15 protein-coding genes and 1 pseudogene are annotated in these 18,857 nt (G+C 64.2%); 5 read left to right on the top strand and 11 right to left on the bottom strand.

The annotated features are described in order from the left end of the window. Window positions 1-27: 27 nt before the first annotated feature. The 8 genes and pseudogenes from PY254_RS05840 to xerD all read right to left on the bottom strand — a co-directional run bounded on the left by PY254_RS05840 (window position 28) and on the right by xerD (window position 10,536). Window positions 28-989 (bottom strand): annotated as a pseudogene (locus PY254_RS05840) (IS1595 family transposase). Window positions 990-1,080: 91 nt separating this feature from the next. Continuing rightward, a complete protein-coding gene (locus PY254_RS05835) occupies window positions 1,081-1,281 on the bottom strand; it encodes a hypothetical protein (protein ID WP_281014534.1) in 201 nt (66 codons plus the stop codon). Window positions 1,282-1,995: 714 nt separating this feature from the next. Next, window positions 1,996-2,904: a DMT family transporter gene (locus PY254_RS05830; RefSeq protein ID WP_281014533.1), complete on the bottom strand. Its 909-nt coding sequence runs from the start codon at window positions 2,902-2,904 to the stop codon at window positions 1,996-1,998. A 63-nt stretch (window positions 2,905-2,967) separates the two neighbouring features. After that, on the bottom strand, window positions 2,968-3,900 hold the full coding sequence (locus tag PY254_RS05825; protein ID WP_281014532.1) for a glycosyltransferase family 2 protein: 933 nt from the start codon (window positions 3,898-3,900) through the stop codon (window positions 2,968-2,970). A 68-nt stretch (window positions 3,901-3,968) separates the two neighbouring features. Further along, a complete protein-coding gene (locus tag PY254_RS05820; protein ID WP_281014531.1) occupies window positions 3,969-4,712 on the bottom strand; it encodes a hypothetical protein in 744 nt (247 codons plus the stop codon). A gap of 29 nt (window positions 4,713-4,741) precedes the next feature. Then, window positions 4,742-8,608 carry a phosphoribosylformylglycinamidine synthase gene (purL, locus tag PY254_RS05815; protein WP_281014530.1) on the bottom strand — a complete coding sequence of 1,289 codons (3,867 nt, stop codon included), beginning with the start codon at window positions 8,606-8,608 and terminating at the stop codon, window positions 4,742-4,744. 103 nt (window positions 8,609-8,711) lie between these two features. After that, complete coding sequence (locus PY254_RS05810; protein ID WP_281014529.1) at window positions 8,712-9,497, bottom strand: DsbC family protein; 786 nt, start codon at window positions 9,495-9,497, stop codon at window positions 8,712-8,714. A 121-nt stretch (window positions 9,498-9,618) separates the two neighbouring features. Beyond that, the gene (gene xerD, locus PY254_RS05805; protein WP_281015167.1) at window positions 9,619-10,536 is read right to left on the bottom strand and encodes a site-specific tyrosine recombinase XerD; all 918 of its coding nucleotides are present in this window, start codon (window positions 10,534-10,536) and stop codon (window positions 9,619-9,621) included. A 49-nt stretch (window positions 10,537-10,585) separates the two neighbouring features. Between xerD and PY254_RS05800 the strand changes: the two genes are divergently transcribed. The 3 genes from PY254_RS05800 (at window position 10,586) to phaZ (ending at window position 13,252) form a co-directional block, all read left to right on the top strand. Continuing rightward, entirely contained in the window at window positions 10,586-11,089 is a 504-nt protein-coding gene (locus PY254_RS05800; RefSeq protein ID WP_281014528.1) for an RDD family protein, read from the top strand. A gap of 51 nt (window positions 11,090-11,140) precedes the next feature. Continuing rightward, the gene (locus tag PY254_RS05795; RefSeq protein WP_281014527.1) at window positions 11,141-11,908 is read left to right on the top strand and encodes a class I SAM-dependent methyltransferase; all 768 of its coding nucleotides are present in this window, start codon (window positions 11,141-11,143) and stop codon (window positions 11,906-11,908) included. 90 nt (window positions 11,909-11,998) lie between these two features. Beyond that, the gene (gene phaZ, locus PY254_RS05790) at window positions 11,999-13,252 is read left to right on the top strand and encodes a polyhydroxyalkanoate depolymerase (protein WP_281014526.1); all 1,254 of its coding nucleotides are present in this window, start codon (window positions 11,999-12,001) and stop codon (window positions 13,250-13,252) included. A gap of 265 nt (window positions 13,253-13,517) precedes the next feature. Here the strand turns inward: phaZ and ltaE are convergent, their stop codons facing one another. The 3 genes from ltaE to lptF are packed head-to-tail and all read right to left on the bottom strand — an operon-like array spanning window position 13,518 to window position 16,773. Continuing rightward, entirely contained in the window at window positions 13,518-14,537 is a 1,020-nt protein-coding gene (ltaE, locus tag PY254_RS05785; RefSeq protein WP_281014525.1) for a low-specificity L-threonine aldolase, read from the bottom strand. A gap of 23 nt (window positions 14,538-14,560) precedes the next feature. Beyond that, on the bottom strand, window positions 14,561-15,661 hold the full coding sequence (gene lptG / locus PY254_RS05780; RefSeq protein ID WP_281014524.1) for an LPS export ABC transporter permease LptG: 1,101 nt from the start codon (window positions 15,659-15,661) through the stop codon (window positions 14,561-14,563). Further along, the gene (gene lptF, locus PY254_RS05775; RefSeq protein ID WP_281014523.1) at window positions 15,658-16,773 is read right to left on the bottom strand and encodes an LPS export ABC transporter permease LptF; all 1,116 of its coding nucleotides are present in this window, start codon (window positions 16,771-16,773) and stop codon (window positions 15,658-15,660) included. The genes lptG and lptF overlap by 4 nt, the downstream gene beginning before the upstream one ends. 98 nt (window positions 16,774-16,871) lie before the next feature. Between lptF and PY254_RS05770 the strand changes: the two genes are divergently transcribed. After that, on the top strand, window positions 16,872-18,356 hold the full coding sequence (locus tag PY254_RS05770; protein WP_281014522.1) for a leucyl aminopeptidase: 1,485 nt from the start codon (window positions 16,872-16,874) through the stop codon (window positions 18,354-18,356). Window positions 18,357-18,434: 78 nt separating this feature from the next. Further along, window positions 18,435-18,857, top strand: coding sequence for a DNA polymerase III subunit chi (locus PY254_RS05765; RefSeq protein ID WP_281014521.1), 423 nt, complete (start codon window positions 18,435-18,437; stop codon window positions 18,855-18,857).

The raw sequence follows: 18,857 nt of genomic DNA, 5'->3' as shown, positions 1-18,857 counted from the left end.
TTTAGACGTCCTGATTAGCGACGACGCTCAGCCATGAAAATTGTCGATGGCACGCAATTTTGGCTCAGGCCAAGGTTTGCACAGCACCATGGCCCGCGCCAGTCGCGGCAGCAACTCGGCGAGGCGAAACCGACGGTTGAACCGGTAGGCCGCCTCGGCCAGGTAGCGCCGCGCGTACTTGGCCTGCCGCATGGCGTGGTAACAGCCGCTGATGGCGCGTTTGACGTTGCCGAGCACCACGTTCACCCAGCGCGCGCCCTTGACCTCGGTCGCGGTACGTCCACCTTCGGTTTCCAGCACGGTATGTGCATGATCCAATTCGACGACGCGCCGGAAGCAGCCCAATCCATCGCTGAAGACTTCCGCATCGGGTGCAAGGCGCCGCTTGCCCCAGTCGGTGAGTGCGACATTGTCGAAGCTACGCACCGGCTCGATGACGGCGAAGGTCGGGTGTTCCAGCGTTTCGTCAGTGGATACGGCCACCACGAACGGCTGTTTGTTTTCCGATCCGCGTCCTGGCTTGCCGCCGTTGCGTTCGCCGCCCAGGTAGGCATCATCGATCTGCACGAAATCCGTGAGTTGGCGCGGTTCTTCACGTTCAGTCATGGTCTGCATGATCTTGTGCTTGAGCTTCAGGCGGTGTCGTAGCACACGCCAAGGTGCCTCTTCAGTTCCAGCGCGGACATATTGGTCTTGCTGCCGGTCAACAGATGCATCGCCAAGAACCACGTCGTCAGCGGGAGCTTGCTGCCCTCAAACGCCGTCCCGCTGGTCAGCGTCGTCTGATGCCTGCACGTGCGGCATTGGTAGTACACCCGGCCCGCGCGGCGAAACTTCGAGCGCGGCCGGCTATCGCACTTCGGGCAGCGGAACCCCTTCGGCCAGCGCGCCCTGTACAGCGCCCGGTAGCACCTGGCTTCGGTGCCGTACCGCTGGATGAACTGCGCCATCGACAACCCCGCCTGGAACTGCACTTGGTTCATAGCCATGACGACTCTCCGTCTCCTAACATGACATCGAGGCTGCGCCGGGCACGTCTCAAATCACGCGACCGCCAACTGAGCGTCGTCGCTAATCAGGTTAGACGTTGACGTATGTGTAGCCCTTCAACCCCAGCCGTTTGGCCCATCCTCTGGCGGTAGCTTCGTCACCAGCGGCAATCAACTGGGCGCGGTCAAGGCGGCCAACGAGAGTCCACTTGCCCACGCTGTCAGTCTTTGGCTCGTCAAAGCAATAGAACCTCATGACATCGCTGGTCGTGGCCAGGTAGAACTCCGACATGCTTCGCTTGCGGTCAAGCGAGAAGCATAGGAAATGGTTTGCTTTCGAGCCATTGAACTGTCCGTATGGGTTCGATCATTGGTTGACCGAAGCGTCGTGGGTCTATATGACCTCAATGGCCAGCGTTGAGCAAGGCATTGGCACGAAGGGCGGCTGCGCCGTGCAGTCTGGGTTGGTCTTTTTCCGTCTAGCAAAACGCTGAGGAGCTAAATGGGACGGAGGCAATTTGGCCGTGCTGTGCTGTAACTGCCCACACCACCACCTCCCAAAGGCGGCTTTAAAGCCCCATCGCTGCGGTGATGACGGGCTGGGTCTCGATAGATAGCGCACGCCCCGGCGCGCCGGCCTTTGCTCTCGCAACCGCAACGCGGTTGCGTACCGAGTGCGAGCCAGGATGGCGCGTGCTCTACCCGGGGCCCCTGTGCGGCGGTGAGACGGGGACGACAGGCCGCGTAGCGGGAGTCGACAGGAGGTCGACTCCTTTTCGCCAGCACATGGATGTGCTGTCGAAAAGCCCGGCCCCGGCTCACGAACTTGTTGGGCATGGATGCCCGACAAGCGCCAAGTGGGGGTGGCCTCTCTTTGGGCCACGTTTCTCTGGCCAAACAGAGAAAGGTGGCTCGGCCACCGCAGGTGGACGAAACGCTTTTGATCTAAAAATCGACAGGAAGGAACCCTATCCCACCGATGCACGGATCGATCAGATCCGCCCCCTCACACCTCGTGATGCACCGCCTCCGCCGGCACCGCAACCACCTCCCCCTTCACTGGCATCAACTCCACCAGATACATCGCCACCAGAATCAACCCACCGCCAACCAACATGCGCCAGCTCAGCACATCGCTGCCCAGCAACACCGCAAAGCCGGCAGCAAACACCGGCTCGGTCGTCATCACGATCGCCGCCCGCGCCGCCGGCAAATGCGACTGCGCCCAAGTCTGCATCAGCATGGCGCCAGCCCCGGCGATCAACGCCATATAGAGAATCGCAAACCAGGCATGGGAGTCAGGCGGCAACACCGGCCCATGCGGCAGCGTGGCGAGCACACAGACCACCGCAATCGCCACCATTTGCACGGCGGACAAACCGAACGCCTCACCCTTTCGCGACCACTGCCCAAGCAACACGATGTGCAGTGCGTACAGCGCAGCGGAGGCCAGCGTCAGCCACACGCCAAGATCCACCGATACACCGTTCAACGAAAGCAGGCCCAGCCCGAGGGTGGACAAGGCCACCGCCAGCCACACGATGCCGGCCATGCGCTGACCCAGCAGCAACAGCGCGAGGATCGGCGTGAACACCACATACATGCCGGTGGCAAAACCGCTCACGCTGGGCGCGATCAGCGACAGGCCCCAGGTCTGCAACAACTGGCCGCAGCCGTAGATCAACCCAAGCAACAAGCCGCGCTGCAGCTGTCGTCGATCCAGGCGCCATACCGGCCGCGCGAACAGCACCAGCATTACCGTGGCGGCGATCAGGAAACGCACGGCGAGAAAATCAGCCACCGGCATCCGACCGACCACATCCTTGATCAGCACGAAGGTCGAGCCCCATACCGCGGTCATCGCGATGAGACCAAGCGTGGCTAGGGTGCTGACGCCGCGAGTGCTGACAGACATTGGAAAGAATCGGAACGGGAGAGGTGGGCACGTTAGCGTAAATACGCGCACACGTGGCGGGTCTCAATCCTCGTCGGCCGCCGGCGCGGTGGCCTGCATGCTTCGACGCAACTTCAACAACAGCAACCGCCACAACTGACCGGGAACCTGCAACACAAAGTGCGCCCAGATGCCCAGCCATACTGCCGCCGAAACCAGCTTCTTCTCGGACGCCGGATCGTGCTTGCGGAACCACTGCCACATGCCGCGATGCTTGTGCCGGCTGACGAAGATCGGTCGGTGGCGACTGGAACTACCCTTGCCGTGATGCACCCGAATGTCACCAGCCAGCAGCACCTGGTAACCGATGTCACGCACCCGGCGGCACAGGTCCAGATCCTCGCAATGCAGGAAGTACGCTTCGTCGAAGCCGCCGATGCGCTGGAACAAAACGCGCGGCACCAACATCACCGCACCGGATACTGCCTCGGCCTCGATCAACGCAGCCGGAATGTCGCCTTCCACGTTGACCTTTTCGCCGACGCGGTTGAGCATGCTGTTGAGCGAACGCTGCAACAGCGGATCACGCCGCCACGAAGCGGGGTCGGCACGCCCTTCCGCATCGCATACCACGGCGCCGATCAGGCCCACTTTCGTTTTGCCGACGAGCAGCCCGGCCAGTCGTTCCAGATCGCCTTTCTGCACGACGCAGTCGGGGTTGAGGATCAACAACGCGTCACCTTGCGCCTGTTTCGAAGCCAGGTTCACCGCGGCGCCGAAACCGAGGTTGTGATGGTTGTAGATCACCGTGAGGCGGTGGTCGTGCGCATGGGCGCGCTCGATCGCTTCGGGTATGCCATCGTGGGATCGGTTGTCGATCAGCAACAATTCCAGCGGCAGCAAACTGGCCAGAATGCTTTGCACGCAATCGCGCAGATCGGGGCCGCTGTCCGCGGAGACCACGATGACGGTGAGTGGCAACGCGAACGGCGAACGATGGGAGGAAGCAGGATCCATTCGACAAGTATGCGCGGAGATGGAGCAACGTAAAACCTCCGGTTGCGTCGCGGTGTTGCGCGTGAGCATCAGCCGGCGTCGACGTCCTCACCCAGTGCCGCCGACAGCGCTTGCGGCACCGTCTCGTCACCACGGCTCAACCACGGCTGCTCTGCGTCCCAACCCACCAGGTGCCAGCCATGCAGCCGATGTCGCCGCTCACGCTGGCGATCCCACAGCAGCAAGTCGTGCGGGTCGCGCAGACGCGCGACGAACCAGCGACCAAATGGGCTGAAGGTGATGGCGGCACCTACGCCGTCGATGTGCTCGCCGGTGGCGAACTGACAAACGCCATCGTTGTAGAACAACGTGCCGCCCAGCGGATCGGACAACGCCTCGCTGACCGACTGCCAGTGCACCGCGTGCAGTTCGATAATCCGCGCCGGCGGACCGCTCGGCGCCATCGCCAGCTCGGGCCATTCCGGCAAAGATGGTGCGGCAGGTGCACGTCTCAGTTCGCGATCAAGCCATGCTTCGAGCCCGGCCAGCAACGTGTACCCCGACAGTGCACCCAGCAGGGCCGCGCCGCAGGCGATCACATCGCCACCCAGACTGCGCTGCAAAGCGAACAGCATGCCAGGCAGACCCCAGCGCAGTGCACGACGGATCAACCGTGCATGCCCATCCGTCAGTCGGTGTTGCAGCAACATCAGCAAGGCCGCGAGGGCCAGCAGTGAAGGCAGCCCCAGCCACCACGGCAACGCGGCCAGCAGGGCCATCCATACCGGCCCGGCCCACAGGTCACGCCACGCTGGCCAGCGGCGCCGAGTCATCACTCAGCGCCGGGTCAAGGGTGCAGGCCTCAGCCGCACCACACGCGGGCGTTGCGGAACATCCGCATCCACGGTGAGTCTTCGCCCCAGCTATCCGGGTGCCAGCTCAACTGGGCGGTACGGAACACCCGTTCGGGATGCGGCATCATGATGGTCACGCGACCATCGGCGGCGGTGAAACCGGCCAGACCACCGGGCGAGCCGTTGATGTTGAGCGGGAAGCTTTCGGTCGGCTTGCCGCGATTGTCGACAAAGCGCACCGCGCCATTCGACTTCGCCGGGCTGCATGCCTGCGGAAAACTGACCCGGCCTTCGCCGTGCGCCACCGCCACCGGAATCCGCGAGCCGGCCATGCCCTTGAAAAACAGGCTGGGCGTGTCGAGAATTTCCAGCGTGACCAGTCGCGACTCGTACTGCTCCGACGCATTGCGCAGGAACTTCGGCCAGTGCTGCGCGCCGGGAATGATCTCCTTCAACTGCGACAGCATCTGGCAACCATTGCACACGCCCAGCGCAAACTTCGTCGGGTCGGCGAAGAACGCGCTGAACTGCTCGCGCAACATCGCGTTGTAGAGAATCGACGTGGCCCAGCCACGACCAGCACCCAGCACGTCGCCGTACGAGAAACCGCCACAGGCCGCGAAGCCGCGGAAGTCGGCCAGCTTCATGCGACCACTGGCCAGATCAGACATGTGCACGTCGACTGCGTCGAAACCGGCGCGCGTGAACGCCGCCGCCATTTCCACCTGACCATTGACGCCCTGCTCGCGCAGGATCGCGATGCGTGGGCGCTCACCACGGGCGATGAACGGTGCAGCGACATTCTGCAGCGGATCGAAGCTGAGCTTCGGGCTGATGCCGGGGTCCGCATCGTCCATCCGCCAGGCGTGCTCGGCGTCGGCGCTTTGCGGGTTGTCACGCTGACGCTGCATCGCGTGGCTGGTTTCATTCCATGCCTTGAACAGCGTGCTCCAGTTCCACTTGAACAACGTGTCGTCACCAAGGAACAACTTGATGCCAAGCTTCTCCTTCGGCCGTCCGATGCGGTGACTGACGCCCGCCAGCGCGTACTTCACCAGCAAGGCTTCGAACGCCTCGCGGTTGGCCTCGGCCACCTGCACCACAGCGCCGAGTTCTTCGTTGAACAAGGCACGCAGAGTGGCTTCGGCCCAGCCATCCAGATGAATTTCCAGACCGCAGTGGCCGGCAAACGCCATTTCGACCAAGGTGGTGATGACGCCACCGTCGGAACGGTCGTGATAAGCCAGCAACAGGCCGGCTGCATTCGCCTCCTGAATCAAATCGAACAGCGCTTTCAGCCGCTTCGGGTCGTCCAGATCCGGCGGCACGCCACCGGAACGGTTGAACACCTGGGTCAGGCAGGAACCGCCCAGACGATCGCGACCGCCAGCCAGATCGATCAGCCACAGATCGGAATGGCCATGGTCGAGTCGGAGTTGCGGCGTCAGCGTGCGGCGCACGTCAGTGACGCGCGCGAAGCCAGTGATCACCAGTGACACCGGCGACACCGTGCGCTGCTCCATTTCGCCGTCATGCCACACCGTCTGCATCGACAGCGAGTCCTTGCCGACCGGAATCGAGATATCCAGCGCCGGGCACAATTCCATGCCCACCGCCTTGACGGCGTCGAACAGCGCGGCGTCTTCGCCCGGATGATTTACTGCCGCCATCCAGTTCGCCGACAGGCGTATTTCGCCGAGGTCGGTGATGGCAGCAGCAGCGAGATTGGTGATCGCTTCACCCACCGCCATGCGTGCCGCGTCGGCACTGCTCAGCAACGCCACCGGCGCGCGCTCGGCCATCGCCATCGCCTCACCGGCGTAGCCGTCAAAGTCGCTGATGGTCACCGCGCAATCGGCCACCGGCACCTGCCACGGGCCGACCATCGGATCGCGGTGATTCAAGCCGCCGACGGTGCGATCGCCGATGGTGATCAGGAAACTCTTGCTGCCCACGGTGGGCAGCCGCAACACGCGCAGCAAGGCCTCGTCCATGCCCACGCCGGACAGGTCCGGCACCAGGTCGATGCGCGGCTTGATCCGCTTCGCATCACGATGCATGCGCGGCGGCTTGCCGAACAACACATCCATCGGCAAGTCGATCACGGTCAACTCGCGGCGTGGATCGGTGACTACCAACTGGCGCTCGGCCGTGGCATCGCCGACCACCGCATACGGGCAGCGCTCGCGCTGGCACATCGCCTCGAATTCGGCGAGGTTTTCCGGCGCGATCGCGAGCACGTAGCGTTCCTGCGACTCGTTGCTCCACACCTGCATCGGTGACAGCGAGGGGTCGTCGCAGGGAATCTTCGACAGGTCGATCACGCCGCCGACACTGGCGTCGTTGAGCAGCTCGGGGATGGCGTTGGACAGGCCGCCGGCGCCGACGTCATGCACGCTGACGATCGGGTTGTGCTCACCACGCGCACAGCAGGCGTCGATGACTTCCTGGCAGCGGCGCTCCATCTCGGCGTTGTCGCGCTGCACCGAGGCGAAGTCCAGCTCCGCGCTCGACGCACCACCGGCCACCGAGGAAGCCGCGCCGCCGCCCAGACCGATCAGCATGGCCGGGCCGCCCAGCACGATCACCTTGTTACCCGGCTGTACCGGATTTTTCAACACATGACCCGGACGCAGATTCGCCAGGCCACCGGCCAGCATGATCGGCTTGTCATAGCCACGACGGAAGCCGGGCTGACCCGGCAGTTCGGTTTCGTAACTGCGGAAATAGCCGCCCAGACAGGGACGGCCAAACTCGTTGTTGAACGCAGCCGCGCCCAGCGGACCGTCGCGCATGATCTCGAACGCGCTGGCCATGCGTGGCGGTAGCGGACGCTGCACTTCCCACGGCTGCGGATGGCCGGGAATGCGCAGATCGGAAACCGAGAAACCGGTAAGGCCGGCCTTCGGCTTGCCGCCGCGACCGGTCGCCCCCTCGTCGCGAATTTCGCCACCCGCGCCGGTCGCGGCACCGGGCCACGGCGCGATGGCGGTGGGATGGTTGTGCGTTTCGACCTTGATCGCGAAATCAACGCGTTCCTGATGTCCGCGCCACACCCGATCGGCCGGGTCGGCAAAAAAGCGCCGGCCCTCGCTGCCCTCGATCACCGCCGCATTATCCGAATAGGCGGACAAGGTATGCGCGGGCGACTGCTGATGGGTGTGCTTGATCATGCCGAACAGGGTCTTGTCCTGTTCTTCGCCGTCTACCGTCCAACTGGCGTTGAACACCTTGTGCCGACAGTGCTCGGAGTTGGCCTGGGCGAACATGAAGAGTTCGGCGTCGGTGGGATCGCGTCCCAACTCGGCGTAGCGCGCGACCAGATAGTCGATCTCGTCGTCGGCCAGCGCCAGGCCCAGTCGCTGGTTCGCCTCGGCCAGCGCTGCCTGCGGATTGGCACCCAGCACCACATGCACCAGATCGCCCGGCGAGCCAGCCAGGAACAGGCCTTGCGCGTCGTCAATGCAGGTCAGCACCGACTGCGTCATCGCGTCGTACAGCACCGCCATGATGGCGGCGTGATCCGGCGCGTCTTCCGCCGGCAGTCCGGCGACCAGCCAGGCCAGCCCGCGTTCCACCCGGCGCACATCGAAACCGGCGCCATGCAGAATGTCGGTGGCCTTGCTCGACCACGGCGAGATCGTGCCCAGTCGCGGCACCACCCACAGGGTGGCCGGTTCCGGTGCGGCATCTTTTGCCTCCAGCACAGTCAGCAGGCGCTGACGCAGCTCGCCTTCGGGCGCCGCTTCGGCGTCGATGAAATAGACGAACCACGAGGCCTGCACACGGACGCCGTGATGCAGCGTTTCCAGGCGGGCATTGAGTCGTTCGAGACGGAACGGCGAGAGGGCGTTCAGCCCGTCGAGTGCGATCATGCGAGGGACGGAGCTATGCGAGGGAAACGCCTATTCTAGCCCATGCTGCAATACGGCATCGATTCCCCGCCACGCCCTGCCCTCCGCGGGAGGCCAGCGGACCTCAGCCGCCCTGCTTCAGCGCCTGCAACAACTGCTCCGGCGTCAGATAGCCACCCAGCGCGCGGCCATTCGGGCCGTAAATCGCCGGCGTTCCGCTGACACCCAGCTTCACGCCCAGATCGAACTGGTCCTTGACCGCATTGGCGCAGGTCAGCGGCGCAGGCGCCTGACCCGCGGTGGCCGCGGTGAACGCCGCGTTGCGGTCCTTGGCGCACCAAATGGATGCCATCTCGGTGTAAGTCGGGGTGGCACGACCGGCCGTCGTCACCACGCCTTCGCGCGGCCAGGCCAGATATTCCACCGCGATGCCTTCCTTGTTGAACGCCGCGATGTGCTCGTGCAGCGCACGGCAGAAACCGCAGTTGACGTCGGTGAACACGGAGATTGTGTACTTCGGGTTGGCCGGCGCGTAGACGATCCGCTCCGACGCCGGCACCTTCGCCAACTCGGCCTTGCGGAAGCGCGCCCAGGCGTCTTCGCTGGCATTCTGCTTGCGGCCCAGGTCGACCAGGTCGCCATGCATCATGTATTTGCCGTCGGTGCTGATGTACAGCATCTGGCCCGAGGCGATCACCTGATAAAAGCCGGGCATCGGCGCCGGCTCGATCACATCCACGCGGATGTTCGGCGCCAGCTTGGCGAGCGCCTGTTTGACCATGTCGCGTGCTGCCGGGGTGACCGCTGCAGCGGCCGTAGCAGGGGCAGCAGGTGCCGCGTCGTTCTGTACAGCACAGGCGCTCAGCGAAAGACCGCCCAGACACGCCACCAGCATCAGATTCTTGAACATCAGTAACCTCAAGCACGTCGATCCGTCGCGGGGGTCGACGGGGACTCGCATTCTCGCACAGTGAGCTGAATCCGCTCGTTGATGATCGCCCCGAACTACGGCAAGCGTCACTGATCGAACATCACCCCCTCGGATGATGCTGCGCATGCAGCCGCTTCAGCCCCTCCTTCGCTACCAGCGTGTAGATCTGCGTAGTGCTGAGTGAGCTGTGGCCGAGCAGCATCTGCAGCGCACGCAGGTCGGCGCCATGATTGAGCAGGTGGGTGGCGAAGGAATGCCGCAGTACATGCGGTGAGATGCGTTTGGGGTTGATGCCCAGACGGGCACCATAGCGTTTCACCAGGGTCCAGAACATCTGCCGGGTCATGCCTTCACCGCGTTGGCTGAGGAATAGCGCGACGGGCTGGCGGCCTTTGGCCAATGTTGGGCGCGCGTCAGTCAGATAGGTGGCGATACGCGCCAGGGCTTCTTCGCCGACTGGCACCAGTCGATCCTTGCCGCCTTTGCCGGTTACCCGCAGCACGCCTTGCCGCGGGTTCAGCGCGGACAGCGGGAGTTCGACCAGTTCGGATACACGCAGACCTGAGGCGTACATCAGCTCCAGCATGGCGCGGTCGCGCAGGCCCAGCGTGGTCGTCGTATCGGGCGCCTGCAGCAGGCCCTCGATGTCACGCTCGGCCAGCGCCTTGGGCAGGCTGCGCGGCAGTTTGGGTCGTTCGATCAGCAAGGTCGGATCGGCGAAACCGGGTTGATCGCGCGCAAGGAACGCGTAGTAGCGACGGAACGCCGACTGCCGCCGTGCCAGCGAACGCACTGCCACCTTCTGGCCTCCGTGATAACCGGAGATATCTTCGCGGCGCGCGGTTGCCAGATGGCGGCCGCAGCCAGCCAGCCACGCGGCCAGTGATTCCAGATCGCGCCGGTACGCTTCCAGCGTGCGTTCGGCCAAACCGTCCTCGGACCAGACCCGCTCGATGAACGCAGCGATGCTGCGGCGGTCGGCTTCGGCGATACTGTCGCGGCTGTTTTCCTTTTCCATGCGCACGATGCTGGCCATTGCGCGCGCCTGACGCAAGCGACCGTACCCGATGCCCGCAGACTCCACCGTTCTCCACGCACCCTGCCAGCTATGGCGCCGCTTGCTGGCGCTGGTTTACGACGTACTGATCGTGGTGGCGATCGTGATGGTGGTGGGCCTGCTGTGCCAGTTGGCGACCGCGGGCAACTTGATCACGACCGGCGCAAAGACCGCGGTGCCGCTCTGGTACCAACTGCTGCAAGGCGTGGTGGTGGCGGCGTATTTCATCAGTTCATGGCGGCGCGGCGGGCAGACGATAGGCATGCGCCCGTGGCGCATTCGGTTGACGGGCGACGACGGCAGCGCGGTGACTTTGCAGCAATCGCTGATCCGGCTGCTGGTGGCCGGTGCGCCGATGGTGCTGTTGTTGCTGACACCGACGCTGGGCCTGCGTCTCACGCTATGGACCTTGCTGGCCGTCTGGACCGCCTGGTTTGCCGTGGCGTTATTCGACCCACGCCGCCGTGCGGTGCACGATTTTGCCACAGGCACCGAAGTGCGCCGGCTGGATTGAATTTCCCTCGGCTTGATTCCTCGCTCAACACCGGAAAGCTTGAATTCGCCGATGACCCACGTTCGTGCCGACGCCCATCGCAGTGATGCCGAACTGATCCGCGTCAATCGCGGCTTCTACGAGTCGTTGTGGTCCGCGGCGAAGTTGATCGGGCCAGAGCGTTTCAACACCTGGCCATTGTCACGCGAACTGGCGCAGGCTGCGCCACGTCGGCTGGAAGTGGCACCTGGATTGCGCCCGCGATTGCCACTCAGTGGAACCTGCTTTGTCGACCTCAGCCACGCCGCCTTGCGTCGCCTGCACGCCAGTGGCGGTAACGCGATACACGGAATGATCGGCCAGCTGCCCTGCACGGATGCCAGCTTCGACCTGGTCTGCGCGCTGGACATTCTTGAACACGTTGCCGACGACGATGGCGCGCTCGCCGAACTGGCCCGGGTCTGCGCTCCGGGCGCCAGCTTGCTGCTGTCCGTGCCGCTGCATCCGCAGGCATGGACGGCTTTCGATGAATTCGTGGGCCATTACCGGCGCTACGAACCGGCACAGATCACCGCCCGCCTGGCCGCGCACGGCTTCGTGCTCGAACACAGTGCCATCTACGGCATGCAACCGGCCTCTTCGCGCCTGCTCGCACTGGGCCAGTGGTACCTCACACACCAGCGCGAGCGCGCCATGTGGTGGTACAACCGCGTCTTCATGCCATTGGGCCTGCGCTTCCAGAAGCCACTGCAATGGCGCGCCGGGCTGGGCGATACCGAGGGGGTCGACGAGGTGCTGTTGCGCTGCACGTACCGGCCAACCACCGCGTCAAGTCACTGATTGAGCAGGAATGCCGTCATTGCGGCATTGCAACACGCGCTGACGAAACGGCGCTAAGATGGCTGCTTTCGTCTTCGGCAAACCCCTTCCATGCTCTATCAGATCCATGAATGGCAACGCGCGTTCCTCGGCCCGCTGAGCTACTTCGCGCAAGCCAGCGCGGACATGCTCAACGACACCAGCAGCCCGTTCGCCAACGTACCGGGCGCACAACGGCTGGCGGCCGGCTATGAGTTGATGCATCGGCTGGGCAAGGATTACGAGAAGCCGGAATTCGGCATCCATACCGCTACCGCACACGACCACGAAATCGCGGTGATCGAACGGGTGGCGCTGGCCAAGCCGTTCTGCCAGCTCAAGCGCTTCAAGCGCTTCAGCGACGATCCCTCGACCATCGAGAAGATGAAGAACGATCCGGTGGTGCTGGTGGTGGCGCCGCTATCCGGCCATCACTCCACCTTGCTGCGCGATACCGTGCGCACCTTGCTGCGCGACCACAAGGTGTACATCACCGACTGGGTCGACGCGCGCATGGTGCCGGCCGCCGAAGGCACGTTCGGGCTGGACGACTATGTTGCCTATGTCGAAGATTTCATCCGCCACATCGGCGCTTCCACCCTGCATGTGATTTCGGTGTGCCAGCCGACCGTTCCGGTGCTGGCCGCCGTGTCACTGATGGCCGCGCGCGGCGAAGACACCCCGCGCAGCCTGACCATGATGGGCGGCCCGATCGACCCGCGCCGCAGCCCGACCAGTGTCGACAACCTGGCGACGCAGCGACCGCTGTCGTGGTTCAAGGGCAATGTGATCCAGACGGTGCCGCCGAATTATCCCGGTCGCGGTCGCGAGGTGTATCCCGGCTTCCTGCAACACGCCGGCTTCATCGCGATGAATCCCAGCCGCCACATGAGTTCGCATTGGGACTTCTATCAGGACTTGTTGCGCGGCGACCAGGACGATGCACAGTCGCATCGCAAGTTCTACGACGAGTACAACGCCGTGCTGGACATGCCGGCGAAGTTCTATCTCGACACGATCGAGAAGGTGTTCCAGCAGTTCCTGTTGCCGCGCGGCCTGTGGGACGTGGCCGGTGAACGGGTCGATCCCTCGGCGATCAAGCGCAGCGCCCTGCTCACCATCGAAGGCGAACTGGACGACATCTCCGGACTGGGCCAGACCCAGGCCGCACACGATTTGTGCAGCAACATCCCGACCAAGCGTCGCGCACACAAGGTGATTGAAGGCGCCGGTCACTATGGCATTTTCAGCGGCCGCCGCTGGCGCGAGACGGTCTATCCGCAGGTACGCGACTTCATCAGGAAGTTCGACCAGACGGCGAAGTAAGCGTCGCAAGTCGATTCAAAGCGAAGAGCGAAGAGCTGACGAAAACCTCGTAGGGCGGGCACTGCCCGCCAGCTTTTGATCCCGGTTCGTGGCGACATGCGCGGAGGAGCGGCGGGCAGTGCCCGCCCTACGTGCGTGCGCCAGCCCAGCAGCAACACGAGCACTGCTTCGCCATGCCGGCACGCACCCTGTGCGCGATGCTCTTGCTCTACCCGCAGCATTCAGAGCAAGTATCGCCACAGCGATTCTGCGAGAGCGCACACAATCAACGCCGCGCGAAAAACTCGCGGAACGCCGCCGCCGTGCGCTCGATGCCGGCATCATCGACATCCAGATGCGTGACCAGCCGCAAGGTGGGCAGGTAACCGATGCTGATGCGAATGCCGGCCTCGCGCAGATGGACGTCCAGATCGCGCAGGCGATCCGCCGGCACGTCGATGAAGACCATGTTGGTGTATTGACCGAGCAGGTTGATGCCGGCGATCTCGCGCAGGCGTCCGGCGAGATAGGCCGCGCGACGGTGATCGTCGGCCAGCCGCGCCACGTGATGATCCAGCGCATGCATGCACGCTGCTGCCAGCATGCCAGCCTGGCGCCAGCCACCACCGGTGACCTTGCGCCAGCGCCGCGCCTTGTCGATCAACGCGTGCGAGCCGACCAGCACCGAACCCACCGGTGCGCCCAAGCCTTTCGACAGGCAGATCGACACCGTATCGAAGTGTCGCGCGATCTCGCGTGCCGACACATTGCAGGCCACCGCCGCATTGAACAGTCGGGCGCCATCAAGGTGCAAACCAAGGCCACGCGCGCGCGCCAGATCATGGGCGGACTGCAGGTAGTCCAGCGGCAACGTGCGCCCGTGCCAGGTATTTTCCAGCGCCAGCAGACGGGTACGCGCGAAGTGCGGGTCGATCGGCTTGATCGCCGCCTCGATGCGCTCCAGCGGCAACGAGCCATCGTCCGCCTGCACGATCGGCTGCGGCTGGATCGAACCCAGCACCGCGGCGCCACCGCCTTCGAACTTGTACGTGTGTGCGTCCATGCCGACCAGGTACTCGTCGCCACGCTCGCAATGCGCCAGCAAGGCCAGCAGGTTGGATTGGGTGCCGCTGGGTACGAACAGGCCCGCCTCGAAACCGAGTTCGTCGGCCAGCCGCTGCTGCAGCGCGTTGACCGTGGGGTCTTCGCCGTAAACATCGTCACCCACCGCGGCGTCGAGCATCGCCGCACGCATCGCGGCGGTCGGTCGGGTCACCGTGTCACTGCGCAGATCAACTACATCCATTGCCCACTCCCCATGCGAAGTCATTACACCCGTCGACGGAAATACAGCCACGCGGCGAACATCAGGATCAGCGCCGGCAACAAGTTCGCCAGCAACGGCGGCATGCCGTAAACGGTGCCGAAATTCACCATCGCCTGCTGCAGAAAATACCAGCCCAGCGCCAGCAGGATGCCGATGAACATGCGCTTGCCGAGGCCGCCGGAGCGCAGCGATCCAAATGCGAACGGCATCGCGCACAACACCAGCACCAACACGTTGAATGGATACAGCGCACGGCCCCAGAACGCCACCGCATAACTGCCGGGGCTTTGTCCGTTGCTTTCCAGATAATCCATGTTGCGACGCAGGTCGCGCATCGACAGGTATTGCGGCTGGATCACCGACTGCGCCAGCACCTGCGGATCAAGGCTCGACTTCCACGGCAACACGGCCTGGGTGGTGGCATGCGTACCGGTCGCATCGAGTGTGCTGATGCGCACGTCATGCAACAGCCACTGCCGGCCGTCGTGTTCAGCTGTCTTGGCCCAGGTAAAACGATGCAACTGGCCATCGTCGCTGAAATTGAAGATGCGCACATCGCTCAACTGCACCGTGCTGAGCCCCGCACGCTGCTGCAAGGAAGCACCGCGGGCATTGATTACGTCGTTGCCGTCGCGCGCCCATAGCCCGCTATTGGTGGTCATGCCGAGGCTGCCGGACTTCATGCGCGACTGCATCACCTGCGCCTGCTGGTCGCCCCATGGCGCCACCGTTTCGCCCATGATCACCACACCGACGATCAGCACCGCGATGACACCGACCGCGCTGCCCGCAATACGCAAGCGCGACATGCCCGCAGCACGCAGCGCAGTGAGCTCGCCGGTGCCCGCCAGCCCACCCAGCCCCAGCAAGCCACCGATCAGCGCCGAGTTGCCAAACATTTCGTAGGCACGTCGTGGAAACGTCACCAGCACATAGGCGATCGCATTGCTGGTGGTGTAGCCGTTCTTGCCCACGTGGCCCAGCTGCACCAGCAGGATGCGCACTGCATCGAAGCCGGTAAGCACCAGCCACACCATCAGCATCGAGCCGAGCACGCTCATCGCCACCAGCCGATCGACCCGCTTGATCGTCAACACGCTCATGCCGCCATTCCGGCACGGGATGCTGGCAGTTTGCGCGGCGAATACTGCTTCCACAGCATCCACAACGCCAGCGCCAGCACGACCGCATGCAAGGCCCACAACGGCGCCTCGTTGTGCCAGTGGCCCTTGCCGATCTGCGCGCGCCCGAGCGCCAGCAGCGTGTAGTAGAGGTAGAACGTGACTACCGCCAGCAGCAGCCGCCCGTACTTCGGCTCACGCGGACTCTGGCGTGACAACGGCAGCGCCAGCAGCAGCAATACCAGGGTCAGCGGCGGCGCATTGGCGCGCCAGGCGAACTCGGCGCGGTCATCTGGATTGTCGGACTGGAACAAGGCCCAGCTGCTCTTCGAATGGGCCGGATCGTCATCCTCGTTCGCCTGCACGCTGGACAGCGAGGTGTCGTTGCGCTGGTACTGCATCTGGCGCCAGTCGTTGGTGCCCAACGGAATGTCGTACTGCCAGCCATGCTGGAACGCGATGAAGCGGCCGTCACCGTTGCTTTCCTGGTACAGCTCGCCATGGCTGGCGCTGACCACTTTGACGTGCGGCTGGCCATTCTTGCCCACGCTCTGGGTGGCCACGAAGGTGCGCCCGAGCTTGCTGCCGTCGCGGCTCAAGCTGTCGACAAAAATGATGCCGCCCTTGCCCGGCAATTCGGTGAAGCGCCCGGCGTCAAGGCCGGCGGCAATCACCGAGCGATTCGCCGCGGCCACCAGTGCATCGCTGGTCCTTACGGCCCACGGTCCCAGCCACAGCGACACCGTTCCGGTGATCACCACCAGCACCATGCCAAGCAACAGTACCGGGCGCAGCAAGCCGCGCGCGCCCATGCCCGAGGACGACAGCACGTGCATCTCGCTGTCGCGATACATCCGGCCAAGCCCCAGCAATATGCCGATGAAACTGACCAGTGGTATCACGCTGGTCAGGCTGTCGATCGTGCGCAGGCCCAGCACCTGGAACATCACGCTGGCCGGAAAACTGCCATTCGCCACCTGCTGCAACACCCGCGCAAACGCGCCACCCGTCATGATGACCATCAGCACAATGGCAGTGGCCATCACGGTTTGCGCCAGTTCGCGCAGAAAGTAGCGGTCGAGAATGCTCAGCATGCGATAAACTTGTCCGATTGAGTCGGCCCGACACCGTCGCCGGCAAACCGCAATTCTAGCCTGTCCGGCCACTGCCGGGCCCACGCAGGAACCATCTGATGACACTCCAGTTCAGCCTCGCCAGCATTTCCCCCGTTACCGTCGAAAGTCCTTGCGTGCTGGTCGGCGTGTATGAAAAGGGCGTGCTGACCAGCGCAGCTGCCCAGCTGGACAGCGCCACCGGCGGCCTGATCAAACGCCAGGTGGAAAGCGGTGACATCACCGGCAAGGCCGGCTCGACCACGCTGTTGTTCGCACCGGCCGGCGTCACCGCGCAACGTGTGCTGGTGGTGGGACTGGGCGCACAGAAGTCGTTCGATGCAGCTCGTTACCAGAAGGTCAGCCTTGAAGCGGCGCGCGCACTCGGCCGGCTGCCGGTGACCAGCGCCGTCTCCTGCCTTGCGGAAGTAGACGTGCCCGGACGCGACAGCGGCTGGCGCGTGCGGATCGGCGCGCTGGCCAACGACTACGCCGCGTATCGCTACACCGCCACCTTCAAACCGCGTGAGAAAAGCCGAGAAGCGGAACTCACCGCCATGACCTTTGCCGCAGGCGAAGAGGCCGGCGACGGGCTGGCCCAGGCCGTGGCCATTGCCGCCGGCGTGCGCTTTGCACGCGAGCTGGCCAACCTGCCGCCGAACATCTGCACGCCGGCCTACATCGCGGCGCAAGCGCAAGCCTTTGCCGATGAGCAGGACAAGGTCAGCTGCAAGGTGTTCGATGAAGTGCAGATGGAGCAGCTGGGCTTCGGATCGCTGCTGGCGGTGGGCCGTGGTTCGGCCAACAAGCCGCGCCTGATCGCACTGGAATACAACGGCGGCAACGAAGGCGACAAGCCGTATGCGTTTGTCGGCAAGGGCGTCACCTTCGACTCCGGCGGCATCAGCTTGAAGCCCGGCCCCGGCATGGAGGAAATGAAATTCGACATGGGCGGCGCGGCCGGGGTGCTCGGCGCGTTCGTGGCAGCGGTGAAAATGGGCCTGAAGCTCAACCTTGTCTGCGTGGTGCCCAGCGTCGAGAACATGCCCGACGGCGACAGCTATCGCCCCAGCGACGTGCTGACCAGCCTGTCCGGCCTGACCATCGAAGTGTTGAACACCGACGCCGAGGGTCGTTTGATTCTGTGCGACGCGCTGACCTGGACGGCACAGACGTATCAGCCGAAGGCGATGGTCGATGCGGCCACGCTGACCGGCGCCTGCGTGATCGCGCTAGGCAAGCATGCCAGCGGCCTGATGAGCAAGCACGATGACCTGGCCGCCGAATTGCTGGCCGCGGGTGAGGAAACGCTCGACCGTGCCTGGCGCCTGCCGCTGTGGGACGACTACCAGGCGCAGCTCGAATCCGGTTTCGCCGACGTCGCCAACATCGGCGGCAAGAGTGCCGGTGCGATCACGGCCGGCTGCTTCCTGTCCCGCTTTACCGACGGCCAGCGCTGGGCGCATCTGGACATTGCCGGCACCGCCTGGGAAGAAGGTCGCAAGGGCCTGGGCACCGGCCGCCCGGTGGCGCTGCTGGCGCAGTGGTTGATCAGCCAGCAGTGAAGGTGGCGGAATGAGAACATCGCCGGCGTCCTGCCGTTACACTGATTTCTGATTCCCCTGCCGCGCTCTGACTTGCCCATGCCTCGTGCCGATTTCTACCTGATCGACAAGCCGCGTTTTCGCGAGCAGCCTTTGCTGCTCGCCTGCGAGCTGGCAAAGAAAGCCTTTGCCGCGCAGCAACCGACGCTGATCCTCACCCGCGATTTCGTCGAAGCCGAGGCGCTCGACGATCTGCTGTGGGAGTTCGACGAGGACACCATGATTCCGCACCAGCTCGCCGGCGATGACGACGACGAGCACACCGCGGTATTGATCGTGCCACCCGGCGTGGACACCGCAGACCGACCGCTGGTGATCAACCTGCGCGACAGCTGCCCCGCCGGAAATTACCAGCGCGTTCTGGAAGTAGTGGCCGCCGAGCCCGCCGCGCGTGACGGTTCGCGCACGCGCTGGCGCGAATACCAGCGACTGGGCTTCGAGGTGTGCAAGCACGACATGTAA

This window comes from Rhodanobacter sp. AS-Z3 (genome assembly GCF_029224025.1).
Lineage (GTDB): Bacteria > Pseudomonadota > Gammaproteobacteria > Xanthomonadales > Rhodanobacteraceae > Rhodanobacter.
Note: the sequence above shows the minus strand (reverse complement) of the source record. Positions and strands in the feature narration are given on the sequence as shown.